12 protein-coding genes and 2 pseudogenes are annotated in these 14,587 nt (G+C 69.8%); 10 read left to right on the top strand and 4 right to left on the bottom strand.

Translation table 11 applies throughout. The annotated features are described in order from the left end of the window. Position 1: 1 nt before the first annotated feature. The 3 genes from AB0K80_RS23360 (at position 2) to AB0K80_RS23350 (ending at position 2,747) form a co-directional block, all read left to right on the top strand. A complete protein-coding gene (locus AB0K80_RS23360; RefSeq protein WP_365672627.1) occupies positions 2–1,036 on the top strand; it encodes an alcohol dehydrogenase catalytic domain-containing protein in 1,035 nt (344 codons plus the stop codon). 167 nt (positions 1,037–1,203) lie between these two features. Continuing rightward, on the top strand, positions 1,204–2,013 hold the full coding sequence (locus AB0K80_RS23355; protein ID WP_365672625.1) for a DeoR/GlpR family DNA-binding transcription regulator: 810 nt from the start codon (positions 1,204–1,206) through the stop codon (positions 2,011–2,013). Continuing rightward, positions 2,010–2,747 (top strand): HAD-IA family hydrolase, encoded by a 738-nt coding sequence (locus tag AB0K80_RS23350; protein WP_365672624.1) that lies wholly within the window; start codon positions 2,010–2,012, stop codon positions 2,745–2,747. Before AB0K80_RS23355 ends, AB0K80_RS23350 begins: the two co-directional genes overlap by 4 nt. Positions 2,748–2,865: 118 nt before the next feature. On the opposite strand, the gene AB0K80_RS23345 is transcribed toward AB0K80_RS23350, so the two are convergent. Further along, positions 2,866–3,747 carry a helix-turn-helix transcriptional regulator gene (locus AB0K80_RS23345; RefSeq protein ID WP_365672622.1) on the bottom strand — a complete coding sequence of 294 codons (882 nt, stop codon included), beginning with the start codon at positions 3,745–3,747 and terminating at the stop codon, positions 2,866–2,868. 172 nt (positions 3,748–3,919) lie between these two features. On the opposite strand from AB0K80_RS23345, the gene AB0K80_RS23340 reads away from it, so the two are divergent. From AB0K80_RS23340 to AB0K80_RS23315, 6 genes and pseudogenes are all read left to right on the top strand, one after another. Then, positions 3,920–4,936, top strand: a complete 1,017-nt coding sequence (locus tag AB0K80_RS23340) for a zinc-dependent alcohol dehydrogenase family protein (protein WP_365672620.1) — start codon at positions 3,920–3,922, stop codon at positions 4,934–4,936. 83 nt (positions 4,937–5,019) lie between these two features. After that, positions 5,020–5,523, top strand: a complete 504-nt coding sequence (locus AB0K80_RS23335; RefSeq protein ID WP_365672618.1) for an SDR family NAD(P)-dependent oxidoreductase — start codon at positions 5,020–5,022, stop codon at positions 5,521–5,523. A 14-nt stretch (positions 5,524–5,537) separates the two neighbouring features. Next, complete coding sequence (locus AB0K80_RS23330) at positions 5,538–6,065, top strand: cyclophilin-like fold protein (RefSeq protein ID WP_365672616.1); 528 nt, start codon at positions 5,538–5,540, stop codon at positions 6,063–6,065. Positions 6,066–6,313: 248 nt separating this feature from the next. Continuing rightward, positions 6,314–7,081 carry a glucose 1-dehydrogenase gene (locus AB0K80_RS23325; protein ID WP_365672614.1) on the top strand — a complete coding sequence of 256 codons (768 nt, stop codon included), beginning with the start codon at positions 6,314–6,316 and terminating at the stop codon, positions 7,079–7,081. A 37-nt stretch (positions 7,082–7,118) separates the two neighbouring features. Beyond that, on the top strand, positions 7,119–7,532 hold the full coding sequence (locus tag AB0K80_RS23320) for a cupin domain-containing protein (RefSeq protein ID WP_365672612.1): 414 nt from the start codon (positions 7,119–7,121) through the stop codon (positions 7,530–7,532). A gap of 67 nt (positions 7,533–7,599) precedes the next feature. Next, a pseudogene (locus AB0K80_RS23315) lies at positions 7,600–7,728 on the top strand (XdhC family protein); the annotation flags it as partial. 166 nt (positions 7,729–7,894) lie between these two features. Here the strand turns inward: AB0K80_RS23315 and AB0K80_RS23310 are convergent. Continuing rightward, positions 7,895–9,319 carry a family 43 glycosylhydrolase gene (locus tag AB0K80_RS23310; protein ID WP_365672879.1) on the bottom strand — a complete coding sequence of 475 codons (1,425 nt, stop codon included), beginning with the start codon at positions 9,317–9,319 and terminating at the stop codon, positions 7,895–7,897. Positions 9,320–9,705: 386 nt separating this feature from the next. Here AB0K80_RS23310 and AB0K80_RS23305 point away from each other — a divergent pair, with 386 nt between their 5' ends. Continuing rightward, a complete protein-coding gene (locus tag AB0K80_RS23305) occupies positions 9,706–11,973 on the top strand; it encodes a glycoside hydrolase family 97 catalytic domain-containing protein (RefSeq protein ID WP_365672610.1) in 2,268 nt (755 codons plus the stop codon). Positions 11,974–12,066: 93 nt separating this feature from the next. On the opposite strand, the pseudogene AB0K80_RS23300 reads toward AB0K80_RS23305, so the two are convergent. Together AB0K80_RS23300 and AB0K80_RS23295 are read right to left on the bottom strand one after the other, a co-directional pair. Beyond that, positions 12,067–13,497: pseudogene (locus AB0K80_RS23300) on the bottom strand (glycoside hydrolase family 43 protein). 109 nt (positions 13,498–13,606) lie between these two features. Next, positions 13,607–14,587, bottom strand: a 981-nt coding sequence (locus AB0K80_RS23295) for a lectin (protein ID WP_365672608.1), incomplete at its 5' end; no start/stop codon positions are given.

Genomic DNA, 14,587 nt, shown 5'->3' with positions numbered 1-14,587 from the left:
CATGACCGAGCAGATCCGCCGCGTTCTCGTCCGCTCCCTCGACGACATCACCCTCGAGGAGGTGCCCGCCCCCGTCCCCGGGGACGACGAACTCCTGGTGCGTACCACCGTCGTCGGCGTGTGCGGCTCCGACACCCATGCGGCGGCCGGCCACCACCCCTTCATCGACCTTCCCTACCGCCCCGGCCACGAGGCGGTAGGTGTAGTCGCCGCGGCAGGGAAAGGAGCCGAGGACTTCACGCCCGGAGACCGGGTGATCGTCGAGCCCAACCTGTACTGCGGCCGATGCCCCCAGTGCCGCTCCGGCCGCTACAACATCTGCCAGGAGCTGAAGGTGTTCGGCTGCCAGACGCCCGGCGCCATGGCCGACCTGTTCACCATCGCGGCCGACCGCGTCCACCGCGTTCCCGACGGCATGACCGACATCGAGGCCGCCCTCGTCGAACCCCTGGCCACCCCGGTGCACGCCGTGGCGAAGGCAGGTGACCTCACCGGACGCACGGTCGTCGTGCTCGGAGCCGGGCCGATCGGTCTGCTCGTCCTCGCCGCCGCCCGGCACGCCGGTGCCGCGAGGATCGCCGTCACCGACCTGCTGCCGGGCAAGAGGGACCGCGCCCTGCGTCTGGGAGCCGACACGGCCCTGCCCGCCGACGCCACCGACCTCGCCGACCAGGCCCATGCGGCGCTCGGCGGACCGGCCGACGTGGTCTTCGACTGCGTGGCGCGCGAACAGTCCATCGCCCAGGCCACCGACCTGGTCACCAAGGGCGGCACGATCATCGTCGTCGGCGTCGGCGCCGCCGGCACCACCCCGGTCCGCCTCGACCTGGTCCAGGACCGGGAGATCCGCATCGAGGGCACGCTGATGTACACCGGCGACGACTACCGCACCGCGATGTCCCTGATCTCGTCCGGCGCCGTCGACACCGCCGAGATCGTCACCGCCACCTACCCGCTGGAGGACGCCGCCAAGGCTTTCGCCGCATCCGTCGACCCCGAACAGGTCAAGGTGCTGGTCACGGTGGACGGACCGTAGCCCACGGCCCCACGCAGACAGGGATTGCAGACATGGACGCGGACACGCACGTCGTACGGAGCAGCCGTCGCACGGACGGCCCGAGGGCCGCGAGCCGGACGGACCCCGCCCCGCACCGGCCCGTGTGGGAAACTGCGACACCGGAGCGACCGGGAAGGAGGGGCACCGTGACCGCCCGTACGCGACTGTCACAGGCGGCCGTCGAGGAGCGGCGCCAGGCCGTGCTGCGGTACGTCGCCGACCATGGCGAGACCCGCATCGACGACCTCGCCCGGCACTTCGACGTCAGTCTGATGACGATGCACCGGGACCTGGACGACCTCGCCGGGCGGCATCTGCTGCGCAAGGAGCGCGGGCGGGCCGTCGCGTTCCCCGCGCTCACCATGGAGACGGCCACCCGTTTCCGGGAGAACAGCGCCCTCGCGGCCAAGAACGCGCTCTGCGCAGCCGTCGCCGACCGGATCGGACCGGGCAGCACCGTGCTCATGGAGGACTCGACCACCCTGTTCCCGCTGGTCCCGGCGCTGGCGGAGGTGGATCAGCTGCACGTCGTCACCAACTCGGTCGGCCTCGCGCAGCGCCTCGGATCCGCCGCCCCCGCGGTGAACGTCACCCTGCTGGGCGGCCACTACCGCGGCGACTTCAACTCCTGCACCGGCCCCACCGTCATCCGCACCCTGTCCCACATCCGGGCCGATCTCGCCCTGATGTCCGCCACCGCCGTCCTGGAAGGCCGCCTCTTCCACCCCCTGAACGACTACGTCGAGGTGAAGCTGGCGATGCTTGCCTCCGCCGATCAGGCGCTGCTCCTGGTGGACCACTCGAAGTTCGGCAAGACCGCCACGTACGCGTACGGCACCGTGGCCGACTACCACACCGTCATCACCGACACCGCCACCCCCGACGCGGAACTCGCGGCGATACGCGACCTCGGAGTCCCCGTCGAGACGGTCGAACCCGAAGAGCCTTCCCTGTGACCCGCACCCTGTTCGAAACTCCGAGCGCCTACCGCCCCAGCGACGCTGAGATGGCGGCGCCGGTGCCCCCGGTCCAGGCCGTCCTGTTCGACTTCAGCAACACCATCTTCCATATGACCGACCTGGAGACGTGGCTGCGTCGGGTCGGCTCCGCCGCCGGCCGCCTTGCTGTGCTGGACGAGCCCGGCGCGGTGGCCAAGATCTCCGAGCAGTTGCGCGCCGCCTTCCGGCTGCCCTCCGTCGTCGCCCTCCAGGAAGGCCGTGATCTCTCTTCCGAACGGCACCGCCGCGCCATGTGGGGATGGTGGGAGCAGGTGGACTTCCTGCGCGGCGCGGAGGATGCGGCCTACCGGGAGCTCACCGCTCCGGACGCCTGGGTTCCCTATCCCGACACCGAACCGGTCCTGCGTGCCCTGCACCAGCGCGGAATGCGCGTCGGCATCGTCAGCGACTTCGCCTGGGACCTGCGCACCCACCTCGCCCACCACGGGCTGGACGCCTTGATCGACACCTGCGTGATCTCCTACGAGCAGGGCCGGGAAAAGCCCGCCCCACAGCTGTTCCTCAAAGCCTGCGCCGGCCTCGGCGTGGACCCCCGCGCCGCCCTGATGGTCGGGGACAACCCGGTCCGCGACGGCGGCGCGGCCGCCTGCGGACTGCGCACCTACATCCTGCCGGCGGAACACCGCACGGGAGAGCGCGGCCTGATGGACGTGCAGCGGCTCGTGATGTGACCGTGGTGGTCCACGAGCGTACGGGCCGGGCTTCGGTTCCGCGCGGTCGCGGGATGTCAGCGCTCGCACCCGCCTGACAGCCCCTTCCAGCCGCCTTCACGGCGGCGGCCCGTCGCGGTCAGCTGACGGGGGAGGAGGCCGGCAGGTCCTGGTCGGCGGCCCAGGAGGCCAGGATGCGCAGCCGTTCGTGGGTGGGGGAGCCGGGGGCGGCTGTCCAGACGGTGAGGTGCTGGTCGGGGTCGGTGTTGGCGGTGAGGGTGTCCCAGTCCAGGACGAGTTCGCCGACGACCGGATGGTTGAGGGTCTTCGTGCCCACGGTGCGGGCGGCGACGTGGTGATCGCCCCACCAGCGGGCGAACTGCTTGTCGCGCATGGACAGTTCACCGACCAGCTCGATCAGGCGCGGGTCTTCCGGATACTTCGCGGCCTCCATGCGCAGTTGGGCGACGGCGATGTGCGCGGAGCTCTCCCAGTCCGCGTACAGGGTGCGCATGGCGGGGTCCGTGAAGATGATCCGTGGATAGTTGCGGTGCTTTTCCGCGAGGCGGGAGAAGTCGGTGACCAGGGCGGCGGCCAGCGCGTTCCAGGCAAGAATGTCCCCGCGCCTGCCCTGCACGATGGCCGGAGTGGCGGTGAGGTCGTCCAGGACCCGCTGCAACTGTGGCTGGACCTTCTGCCGGCCGCGGCGCCGGGTGCGGGTGGTGGTCTTTCCAGCGAGCTGGAAGAGGTAGCCCCGCTCGTCGTCGTCCAGACGGAGCACCCGGGCGAGGACATCCAGCACGGGCGCCGACGCCTGCATACGGCCCTGTTCCAGACGCGTGTAGTAGTCAGTGCTGATATTGGCCAGCTGAGCGACCTCCTCGCGGCGCAGCCCCTCCACCCGGCGGGGCCTGTCGGTCTCGGGCAGACCGACCGTGCGGGGGCTCAGCTCCGAGCGCCGCTTCTTGAGGAATTCTCCCAGCTCATTGAGGGGAACGTTGGCGGTCATGCTTCCCAGCATGACACCGATCGCACCTGCACAAGGGGGGAGAATTTCCTCCCCGGATGTTTCCCTCCCGGGATACTTCTCTCCGCTTTTCGCACCTGCGCTCGCGTGTGAGGCTCGACCGTGAGCAGTCGCATTCCTCACCACGGCTGCGGTCCCCAGACCCCCGCACTGAAGGAAGCATCCCATGCGCGGAGCAGTCATCCACGCCCCCGGCGACGTGCGCCTCGAGAACCTCGACGACCCGAAGATCATTGAGCCGACCGACGCGGTGATCCGTACGGTCGCCACCTGTGTGTGCGGCTCCGACCTCTGGCCGTATCGCGGTCTCGAGCCGGTCGGCGACCCGCACCCGATGGGGCACGAGTACGTCGGCATCGTCGAGGACGTGGGCAGCGAGGTCGCGAACGTCGCGCCGGGCCAGTTCGTGGTCGGTTCCTTCGCCACCTCCGACAACACCTGCGTGAACTGCCTGAACGGCTGGCAGTCCTCCTGTCTGAACCGCGAGTTCATGAGCACCTGCCAGGCCGAGTACGTGCGCATCCCCAACGCCCACGGCACCCTGGTCGCCACGGACGAGCACCCGGACGCCGAGATGGTGCCCAGCCTGCTCGCCGTGTCCGACGTGATGGGCACCGGCTGGTACGCCGCCCTCGCCGCCGAGGTGAAGCCCGGCTCGACGGCCGTTGTGGTCGGCGACGGAGCGGTCGGACTGTGCGGTGTCATCGCCGCGAAGGAACTGGGTGCGGAGCGGATCATCGCCATGTCCCGTCACGCGTCCCGCCAGAAGCTCGCCCTGGACTTCGGCGCCACCGACATCGTGGCCGAACGCGGCGACGAAGGCATCGCTCGCGTCAAGGACCTCACCGGCGGCATCGGCGCCGACAGCGTGCTGGAGTGCGTCGGCACCGCGGATTCGATGCGGCAGGCCCTGCACTCCACCCGCCCCGGCGGCAACGTCGGCTTCGTCGGCGTCCCGCACGAGGTGGCCATCGACGGCGAGGAACTGTTCTTCTCCCACGTCGGCCTGCGCGGCGGCCCCGCCCCCGTGCGCCGCTACCTGCCCGACCTGATCGACCGCGTACTGAGCGGCCGCATCGACCCGGGCAAGGTCTTCGACCTCACTCTGCCCCTGGACCGGGTCGCCGAGGGTTACCGGGCGATGGACGAGCGCCGCGCCGTCAAGGCTCTGCTCAAGCCCTGAAAAGACGCGTCCACACCCGGGGCCGCGCCGGGGCGGTGCGGCCACAGGACCGGCAACCACCCCCGCTCACACAAGGACTGACCATGACGACCTTCGCCCTCGTCGGCGCCGGCCCCGGTCTCGGGCTGGCCGCCGCCCGCCGCTTCGGGGCCGCCGGCCACACCGTCGCCCTCATCGCCCGCGACGGGGAGAAGCTGGACGGCCTGACGGCCGACCTCGCCCGTGACGGCATCCAGGCGCGCGGCTACCCGGCCGACGTCCTCGACATCGAGTCCCTGACCGCGGCCCTGCACGCGGCAAAGTGGGCCTGGGGCACGGGGCTGTACTGGAGGATCTCGATGGGCCCCAGGTCGGCCGCACTCGGCCGCGGCACGCTGCTGTTCGTCAACGGCTCCAGCGCCGTACGTCCCAACCCGAAGGTCGCCGGCACCTCGATCGCCTTCGCCGCCGAGAGCGCCTACGCCCACATGCTTCACGACGCGCTCGCCCCGGAGAACATCCACGCCGCCCAGCTGATCATCCCCGGAGCCGACATCCACACCGACCGGGACGGCTTCCGCCACTACTCCGAGCCTCTGCCCGACTAGCTACAGGACGACCCGTGAATCCCGCGCCCTTTCGCGCTCTCGCCCGCCTGGTCCCGGCCGCCGCCCTGCTGCTGGTCATGACCGCCTGCACCGACGATTCCCCGCCCTCCACCGCCGCCTCCTCCTCCCAGCCCGCGTCGCCGCAGGCTTCGACAGCCCCGGCAGCCACCACACCGACCGGCAGGACAACCGCGATGAACATCCGGCTCACCCTCGACGGCCACCCCGTCGCCGCCACCCTGAACGACGGCCCCACCGCCCGCGACTTCGCCGCCCAGCTCCCCCTGACCCTCTCCCTGCGCGACCTCAACCAGGCTGAGAAGATCGCCGATCTGCCCCGGAAGCTGTCGACCTCCGGCGCCCCGGAAGGCGCCGATCCCGAGGTAGGTGACCTGGCGTACTACGCCCCCTGGAACCAGCTCGCCACCTACTACCGCGACGCCCCGTACGCGACCGGCCTGGTCATACTCGGGCACATGGCCGACGGCGGCGCCGAGCGGCTCGCCACCGCCGACGAGATCACCATCGAAGCCGCGCCCTGACCCGCGCCGGCCTGCTGCCGGAGCTGGCCGGTGACCTCGGCGTCAGCGTCTCCCGCGCCGGCCTGCTGATCACCGCCTTGGCCTCGGAACGATCGTCGGCGCACCGACCATGCCCATGGCGACCCTACGGTTCCGCAGCGCCTGACGGCCTCGGACATCTCGTCGCCGCCCGTGCCGCCGCAGTTCATCCAGGCACCCCGGGCACCAGCCGTATCGCCACATCCTGCCGCCTGAAGGGACAACGCCCCGTGAATCCCACCTACGACTTCAACGGCCACGTCGCCCTCGTCACCGGCGCCGGCTCCGGTATGGGGCTGGCGACCGCCCGCGCGTTCGCCCGGTCCGGAGCCGCCGTCGCCCTCACCGACATCGACGAAGCGGCCCTGAACGCTGCCGCGAAGGAACTCACCGACGCCGGCCACCAAGCCCTCGCCCTCACCTGCGACGTCAGTGACGAGGACCAGGTCGCCGCCGCCGTCGACCGCACGGTCGAGACCTTCGGCCGCCTGGATATGGCCTACAACAACGCCGGCATCCAGATCCCGCCCAGCGACGCCGCAGACGAGCCCGCCGAACACTTCGACCGCGTCAACGCCATCAACCTGCGCGGCGTGTGGGCCTGCATGAAGCACGAGCTGCGGCACATGCGTGCACAGGGCAGCGGCACGATCGTCAACTGCTCCTCCCTGGGCGGCTTGGTCGGCCTGCCCGGCCGCGCCTCCTACCACGCCTCCAAACACGGAGTCATCGGCCTGACGAGCAGCGCGGCACTCGAATACGCCTCCCGAGGCATCCGCATCAACGCCGTCTGCCCGGGCACCATCGACACCCCCATGGTCAGCGACATGATCGCCAAGGGGGAACTCGACCGCGCCGAGGCCGAGGCCAACCAGCCCATCAACCGGCTCGGCACCGCCGAGGAGGTCGCCCAGGCGGTCCTGTGGCTGTGCAGTCCCGGAGCCGGCTTCGTCATCGGCGTCGCCCTCCCCGTCGACGGCGGCTACGTCGCCCGCTGAAAGACAGCCCACGCATGAAGGAGAGCTGAGAGACACCATGGAATTCATCAAGCAGCAGCCCAGCAGCAAGGCCCCGGCGGACTGGTTCACCGGCGACGTGTGGTGGGACGTCATCGTGGCAGGCCAGGAGCCGTCCCGGATGCGCGCCAACCTGGTCCGCTTCTCGCCGGGCGCCCGCACCAACTGGCACTCCCACGCCCTGGGCCAGACCCTGCACGTCGTTTCCGGCATCGCCCTGATCGGCACCCGGGACGGCACCGTCTTCGAGGCCCACCCCGGCGAGACGGTTGCCTGCCCCCCGGACGAGGAACACTGGCACGGCGCTGTCCCCGACCGCTTCATGGAGCACATCGCCCTGTGGGAGGGCACAGGCGACGGCACTCCCGAGACCACGTGGGCCGAGCCGGTCACCGACCAGCACTACAACGGCCGCCGCACCCGCGACCAGTAGCCCCGGCCCGTCCAGCACGCATCCGGGGCTCCCTGATGTCACGGCGTCCCGGGGAGGGCCGCCTGCCTTGCCCCGCGCGGCACTCGACCTGCCCGTCGCCCACATCGGGGCCATGGGTTCCCGGCGCACCCACGACGAGCGCATGCGCCGCCTGCGCGAGCAGGGCGTCACGGAGAGCCAGTTGGCCCGGCGGCGCGGTATGGCGCGGGTCGGGTCCGAACCGGAGGGTGAAGAGGCGAAGGTAGCGGTGCCGTCCTTCTCCACCTCGGCGTACGTCGGCTTTGGCTCAGGGAGCACCCGCGCTCAGCGAGCCTCTCCCCGTCCGGAGGACAGAGGGGAGGTGCCGGGCGGGTGCTGCCTGCTCACTGGGTGTAGAAGGTGGCGTCGGCCCGGTCGGTCGTCGTGCTGAGAGCCTGGACGTACAGCAGGTAGTTGTAGTGGCGGATGTAGCGGCCCGGGAGGTTGTACGCCTCGTACGAGACTCCGGCGGAGTCCGCGAGGCCGGCCCGGGCGGTGTAGGAGGCGTCGGACGCGAACTGCGCCGTCCCGTCGTTCTTGTCCACCCACACCTCGGAGTTTCTGTGGCGCAGAAAGTAGCCGGGGAAGTTCGCCGACTCCAGGGAGACGGTGCCCGTGCCGGCGAGACCGGTGACCACGCGGAACTGCGAGTCGGCCAGCGGGGAGACGTTCGGCTCGATCTTGGCGCGGTACTCCCAGTGCCGGATGAACCGGTCAGGGAAGTTGTATGAGGAGAGCCGGATCGGGGTGAGTCCGTCGGCGACCGGGATACCGAAGTCGGGCGTGCCGTCGGCCTTCCAGTAGATCTTCTGCACGCGGGTGCGGCGGTTGGGGTCGTTGAGCGGGGAACCGCTGATGTCCTTGTAACTGCGGTCGTGGTAGACGAGGATGTCCGACTTGCCGTCCTCGGAGACCGTGAACTGGTTGTGCCCGGGACCGTACTGGCTGGTGGCGGCGAAGCTGGCGAACACCGGGTTCGCGCTCTTGGTCCACGACGACGCGTTCAGCAGATCGGCGGAGGCGGACGCGGTCAGCATGCCCATGCAGTAGTTGGCGTCGGTGGCACTGGCCGAGAAGGTCATGAAGACCTTGCCGCCCCGCTGGATCACGGCCGGGCCCTCGTTGACCGTCTCCCCTCCGGCGGTCTCCCACGAGGCGGTCGGCCGGCTGATCATGACCGGTGTACCGGTGATGGTCCACGGGCTGGACATCCGCGCTATGTAGAGGTTGGTGCCGCGGCCGACGGCCGGGTCGTTCTGTGCCCAGGCGAGGTAGCGGGCGCCGTTGACGACGAAGGTCGTCGCATCGAGCGAGAAGGTGTCCAGAGGCAGCAGGACGCGCCCCTTCTCCGTCCAGGTCCCCGTGATCGGGTTCGCGGCCGTGCACTCCAGGACGTAAGGCCGGATCCTCCAGATGTCGTTGGCGGCGCCGGCGGCGAAGTAGATGTACCACTTGCCGTCGATGAAGTGGATCTCCGGAGCCCAGATGTGGGCGCCCATCTCACCGGTGGAGTGTTTCGTCCAGATGGTCGTCTCGGCGGCCGACGTGAGCCCCTGGATCGTGGTGGCCCGGCGGAGCACGATGCGGTCGTACGCCGGGACGGTGGCCGTGAAGTAGTAGAACCCGTCGGTGTGCTTGAAGATGTGCGGGTCGGCCCGCTGCTCGGCGAGGGTGTTCTTGTACGTCACACCGGGGGAGGCGGGCACGGCTGCGTGGGCGGTACCGGCCGAGACACCGGTGACGGTGGCGGCGGCCGAGCCGGCGATCATGCCGAGGACCGTTCGACGGGTGAGCATGGGTCTCACGGAGTGCTCCCTCTGGTGCTGGTGGTGCGGCGATACCCCCTGCCCACACCCTGCCGGTATTTCGAACGCTGTTCGTAAACTCGGCCAGAAGATAGGGTCTCCACCTGCCCCCGTCAATACTTGTCACACGCGTATCCCGAGCGTGTCGGATGTGTTGACGGGCCCTGCTTCCCCTCTTAGTCTCTGCCCGACCTTACGAACACAGTTCGACATTTCGTACAACTCTGCTGCCTGGACAGCGCGTCCATCCACGCTCGGATCGGCCCGGTTCCAGTCGCTCCTTTTGTTTTCGCCTCCCGGCCGGCGGCGACACCGGGCGCCGTACCACCTGCACCCCCGGAGGGCGCCGCATGAAACTCCTGCAGAGAAGCGGGGCGCGAGGCGCCGTCACGGCCGCCGCCGTCCTCGCCGGCCTGGGCTCGGTCACGGCGCTGCCCGCGTCCGCCGCCACGCCGGGAAGCTGGACCTCGGTCCAGCCCGGTGTCGCGCAGACCGGTTGTGACGGTGTGCGCGCCACCGTGGCGCTGGACGCGAACGGCGCCCTCTCGCTCGGCGCGACCTGGAACTGCCGCCAAGCCCTGATACCCGCTCCGATCGGGCTGGTGACCAGTCAGGCCGACTTCACCACCGGACTGGAGTTCGTCAGACGCACGGACACACCCGTCTCGTACACCTACGAGGTCATGGCAGGGAAGTCCCGTGTGCGGACGCGGTCCGCGACCGAGACGAGACTGGTGTTCGCGAAGGGCTCCGCGCAGATGACCGTGCACGTCCGCACGTCCGCGGACGGTATGGCGCTGCGCTACGAGCTGCCTTCGGGTGCGACGGTGCTGAGAGAGGCGACGTCGTTCGAACTGCCCACGGACGCCCAGCTGTCCCGGCAGGTGTTCAGTCCCGAGCACGAGAGGGGTTATGCGACCTCGACGGTCGCCGACGTCCCGACGGGTTCCTATGACATGAGCATGTTCGCCCAGCAGGCCAACGGCGCGCGGGTGTTGCTCGCCGAGTCCGGCGTGGACGGCGACTACTCGGGTGGCCAGTTCACCCACACCCAGGGCACCGGCCGGTTCACCGTCGCGCTGGCCGACGCACAGATCGTGCGATCCGGCGCGTTCACCACGGCGTGGCGCACCGCCGCCATCGGCAGCACGGCGACGATCGTGGAGTCCACGCTGGTCGACGACGTCGCGCCCGCGTCGAAGATCTCCGACACCTCGTGGATCAAGCCGGGTGTCGCCGCGTGGCCGTGGCTGGACGGCATGTGGGGCACGCAGCGGGACCTGACCAAGCTCAAGCAGTGGGCCGACTACGCCTCCTCGCAGGGCTGGCCCTACCTCCTGGTGGACGACGGGTGGAAGGCCAACCAGGCGATCATTCCCGAGCTGGTGACCTACGCCCGTGAGCGCGGTGTGCGGATCATGCTCTGGTATCACTGGCAGGACCTGGACACCGCCGCCGAGCGGGACGCCGAGTTCACCAAGATCACCGGATGGGGTGTCGTCGGCGTCAAGATGGACTTCATGGGTTCGGAGACCCGGGCCCGTCAGCAGTGGTACGACGCTGCCCTGGCCGACACAGCCCGGTACAAGCTGATGGTCGACCTGCACGGCTCCCGCCTGTCCGTCGGTGTCCACCGCACCTGGCCGCACGTGCTGACCAATGAGGCCGTCCGCGGCGAGGAGTACCCCAACGGCCGGGACATCGGGCACGTGGCCGCGCTGCCGTTCACTCGCGGCGTACTGGGCCCGGCCGACTACTCGCCGATGAGCTTCCAGCAGGGCAACCCGAACAGCGACGCCGCCGAACTCGCCCTCGGCGTCCTCCTGGACAGCGGCATCATGCTGCCTGGCAGCCGCATCTCGGACTACCAGGCCAGGCCCGAGGCACAGCGGTGGCTGCGCCTGCTGCCGACCGTCTGGGACGAGACCAAATACGTCTCCGGCGACCCGCTCACCGGAGGGGTCATCGCGCGCCGCAACGGCGACCGGTGGTTCGTCGGGGCGTTCAGGCGCGGCGGCGCCACCACCATCAGCTACCCGACCACGTTCCTCGGCTCCGGCACCTGGCACGCGGAGATCACCACCGACGGCTCTGACGGCCTGACCCGCACGAGCAAGGTCATCCAGGCCGGTGACACGCTGAGCGTCCCGGTGGTCGCGAACGGCGGCCATGTGGTCAGGCTGACCAAGGTCGCGGCCGTCCCGACCGGGAACCGTACGGTGACCATCGCCGGCAGCAGCCACGTACTCGACGTGAAGGGCAAGAGCCTCGCGAACGACGCCGCGATCATCCGCTGGACCAGCACCGGCGGCACCAACCAGCGTTTCGCGTTCGTGTCCCTCGGCGACGGATACACGCGGATCGTCAACGAGGCGAGCGGCAAGGACGTCGTCGTCAGGTGGGCCTCCCGCGACGCGGGCGCGCAGGTCGTCCAGTACACCTACGAAGCCGGCGCGAACACCAACGACGAATGGCTGGCGGAAGACGCGGGCAACGGCCGTATCAGGCTCCTGAACCGCCACAGCGGGCTCTACCTCACCGCGGGCAGCGCCCAGGGCGACCAGTTGGAGCAACGCCCGTTCGACGGCGCCGGCCACCAGATGTTCACCGTCTCCTGACGCCGCTGAACAAGACAGCCACTCGGCACCACATCACTGGACAAGGGATTGCCGGCGCTCTCGCGGAGGCGCCGGCATCCCTGTCGGTGCGGGTCAGTTCGTCGCGCGGAAGGTGGCGTCGCTGCGTCCTGCCGCGGTGGTGATCGGGTCGAGGCGGAGTTGGTAGGCGTAGTGGCGGATGTAGCGGTCGGGGTGGTTGTACGACTGGAAGGACGACCAGCTCGCGTCGGCGAGCCCCGCCACCTGCCGGAAGGTGGCGTCCGCGGCGAACTGGGCGGTGCCGTCGTTGCGGACCAGCTGGAAGTCGTATCCGGAGTGCCGCAGGAAGTACCCGCGGTAATTCACCGATTCGAAGGAGACGGTGCCCGAGCCGGCCAGGCCGGGCCGCAGCCGGAACTGGGCGTCCGGGCCGGTGATGTTCTGGTCGATGCGCACGTCGAAGTCGGCGTGCCGCACGTACCGGTCCGGGAAGTTGTACGACTGGAGCCGGTTGGCCGGGATGTCGCTCCAGCGGGCGAGCACGCGGGACTCCTCGGCGGCCGTGAGGTTCAGGATCGAGCCGTGGCGCTTCTTGGTGACGCCCATGGAGTAGGTTCCCGACGCCGGAATCCGGTAGGTGCCGGAGACGGAGGGGTTGGTCGTCGTGACCGGCATGTACCCGCGTCCGGAGGAGTACTGGTCGAGGTAGAGCGCCCACTCGGTGCGGTCGCGGAACTTCATCCACATCGGGCCCTCGACCTGGGAGCCGGTCAGGCCGATGCCGGAGAGGTTGCCGAGACTGCTCCAGGTCCCGAGGATCGAGTTGCTGCCCTCGAGGGTGATCTGCCCGTCGCCGGAGGCCCGCACATAGCGGTAGGTGCCGACGCCGACCGGTATCTCCACGATCTGGGTGTCGATGATCTCCTGCATGCCGGGGCGCTCGATGTAGATCTGCGGGGTGGTGATCGTGCGGAAGTCGCTGGTGTGGGCGTAGTAGATGCGGTGCTTCTTCACGCCGTCGACCGGCTTGTTCGTCGCCCAGTACAGGACGTAGTCGTTGGAGGCCGGGTCCCAGATCGCTTCCGGCGCCCAGGCGTTGCGTCCGTCGGGGATCGCGCCGGCGACGTTGAGCAGCCACGGCTCCGACCAGTTGATCAGGTCCGTCGACTCCCACACCACGAGGTTGCGGCTGCCGTTGTACACGGCGGCCTCCCAGTTCTGCCCGCAGCTGATGCACAGGTCGGTCGCGATGATCCACTACCTGTCACCGTTCGGGGATCTCACCAGTGCGGGGTCGCGCACCCCTTTCGTGCCGACCGTGGAGCGAAGGGCGATTCCGCCGCCGTTGAGCTCGGTCCAGTTCAGGCCGTCCGTGCTGTACGAGAAGTAGATCTGCTGACCGTTCGACCCCTCCCCGATGAAGTGCGTCATCAGGTAGCCCGGGTCGGCGGCGGCCGCCCGGTCCGGTGTGAGCAAGGCCTGGCCTGTGAAGAGCAGGCACGCGGCGAGCAGTATCGCCGACAGCCGGGCGCGAAGCGCGGACATGTATGTCTCCTGTCGTTCGGCGAAGGCCACCACCGGGCACGCGGAAGGGGCCGACTGCAGCTTGATGCGCTGTCGTGGGACTGCCCTCTTCCGCCCGGACGTCTGCCTGTTACGGGAGCGTGGTCCACTTCTGGTTGTTCTGGCCGTTGCAGGTCCACAGGACGACCGGGGTGCCGTTGGCGGTGCCGGACCCGTTGACGTCGAGGCACAGCCCGGCGCGGGCGTTGCGGATCGACCCGTCGGAGCCGACGGTCCACTTCTGGTTGTCCTGGCCGTTGCAGGGCCAGATGATGACCGGCGTGCCATTGGTGGTGCCCTGGTTGGAGGCGTCCAGGCACTTGTCGCCGTAGACGCGGATCTCGCCGCCGGCCCAGGTGGTCCACAGCTGGTTGGCGGCGGTGTGGCAGTCCCAGATCAGCGTCTTGCTCCCGGCCGCCGTGGCGGCACCGTCCACGTCCAGGCAGCGGCCGGACCCGGTACCGCGCAGGCGTGCGGTGGTGGAGGCCAGGGGGCTGCCGCCGGTCACCTTGAACACGGCGACACCGTGCGCGGGGACGCTGGCCGAGATCTGCCCGGACGTGCTGGACGTGCCGCCGGTCCACAGGTCGGTGAGGGTGAACGGCCCTCCGGACAGGCCGACTTGTGCGGCGTTGGTGGTGACGGTCGCCGTGCTGCTGCCCCGGTTCAGCAGGCCGACCGCGACCGAGCCGTCGGACAGGGGCTTGGCGAACACCTCGGTACTGCCGTCGTCACGCACCCGGCGCCCGCCCGCGCCCAGCGAGTCCTGGTTGACCGCCAGCAGGCGGGGGTTGCGCAGGATGGCGCTGACGTCGGCGGACATGGTGCGGATGTCGTTGCCGGCCATGAGCGGGGCACCCATCAGCGCCCACAGGGCGAAGTGCGAGCGGGACTCGGTCAGGGACAGGCCCGGGCGGCCTACGACCAGCATGTCCGGGTCGTTCCAGTGCCCCGGACCCGACTGGGCCGCCAGCGGGGCGTTGACGTCGAGGACGTTGCCGACACCCATCGGATAGCTGTTGGTGTTGTTGTTCTGCCAGATGTCGAGCAGGTCCTCGGTCGTGCGCCACAG

Origin of the sequence: Streptomyces sp. NPDC052682, assembly GCF_040678435.1 — a bacterium.
Taxonomy (GTDB): domain Bacteria; phylum Actinomycetota; class Actinomycetes; order Streptomycetales; family Streptomycetaceae; genus Streptomyces.
Note: the sequence above shows the minus strand (reverse complement) of the source record. Positions and strands in the feature narration are given on the sequence as shown.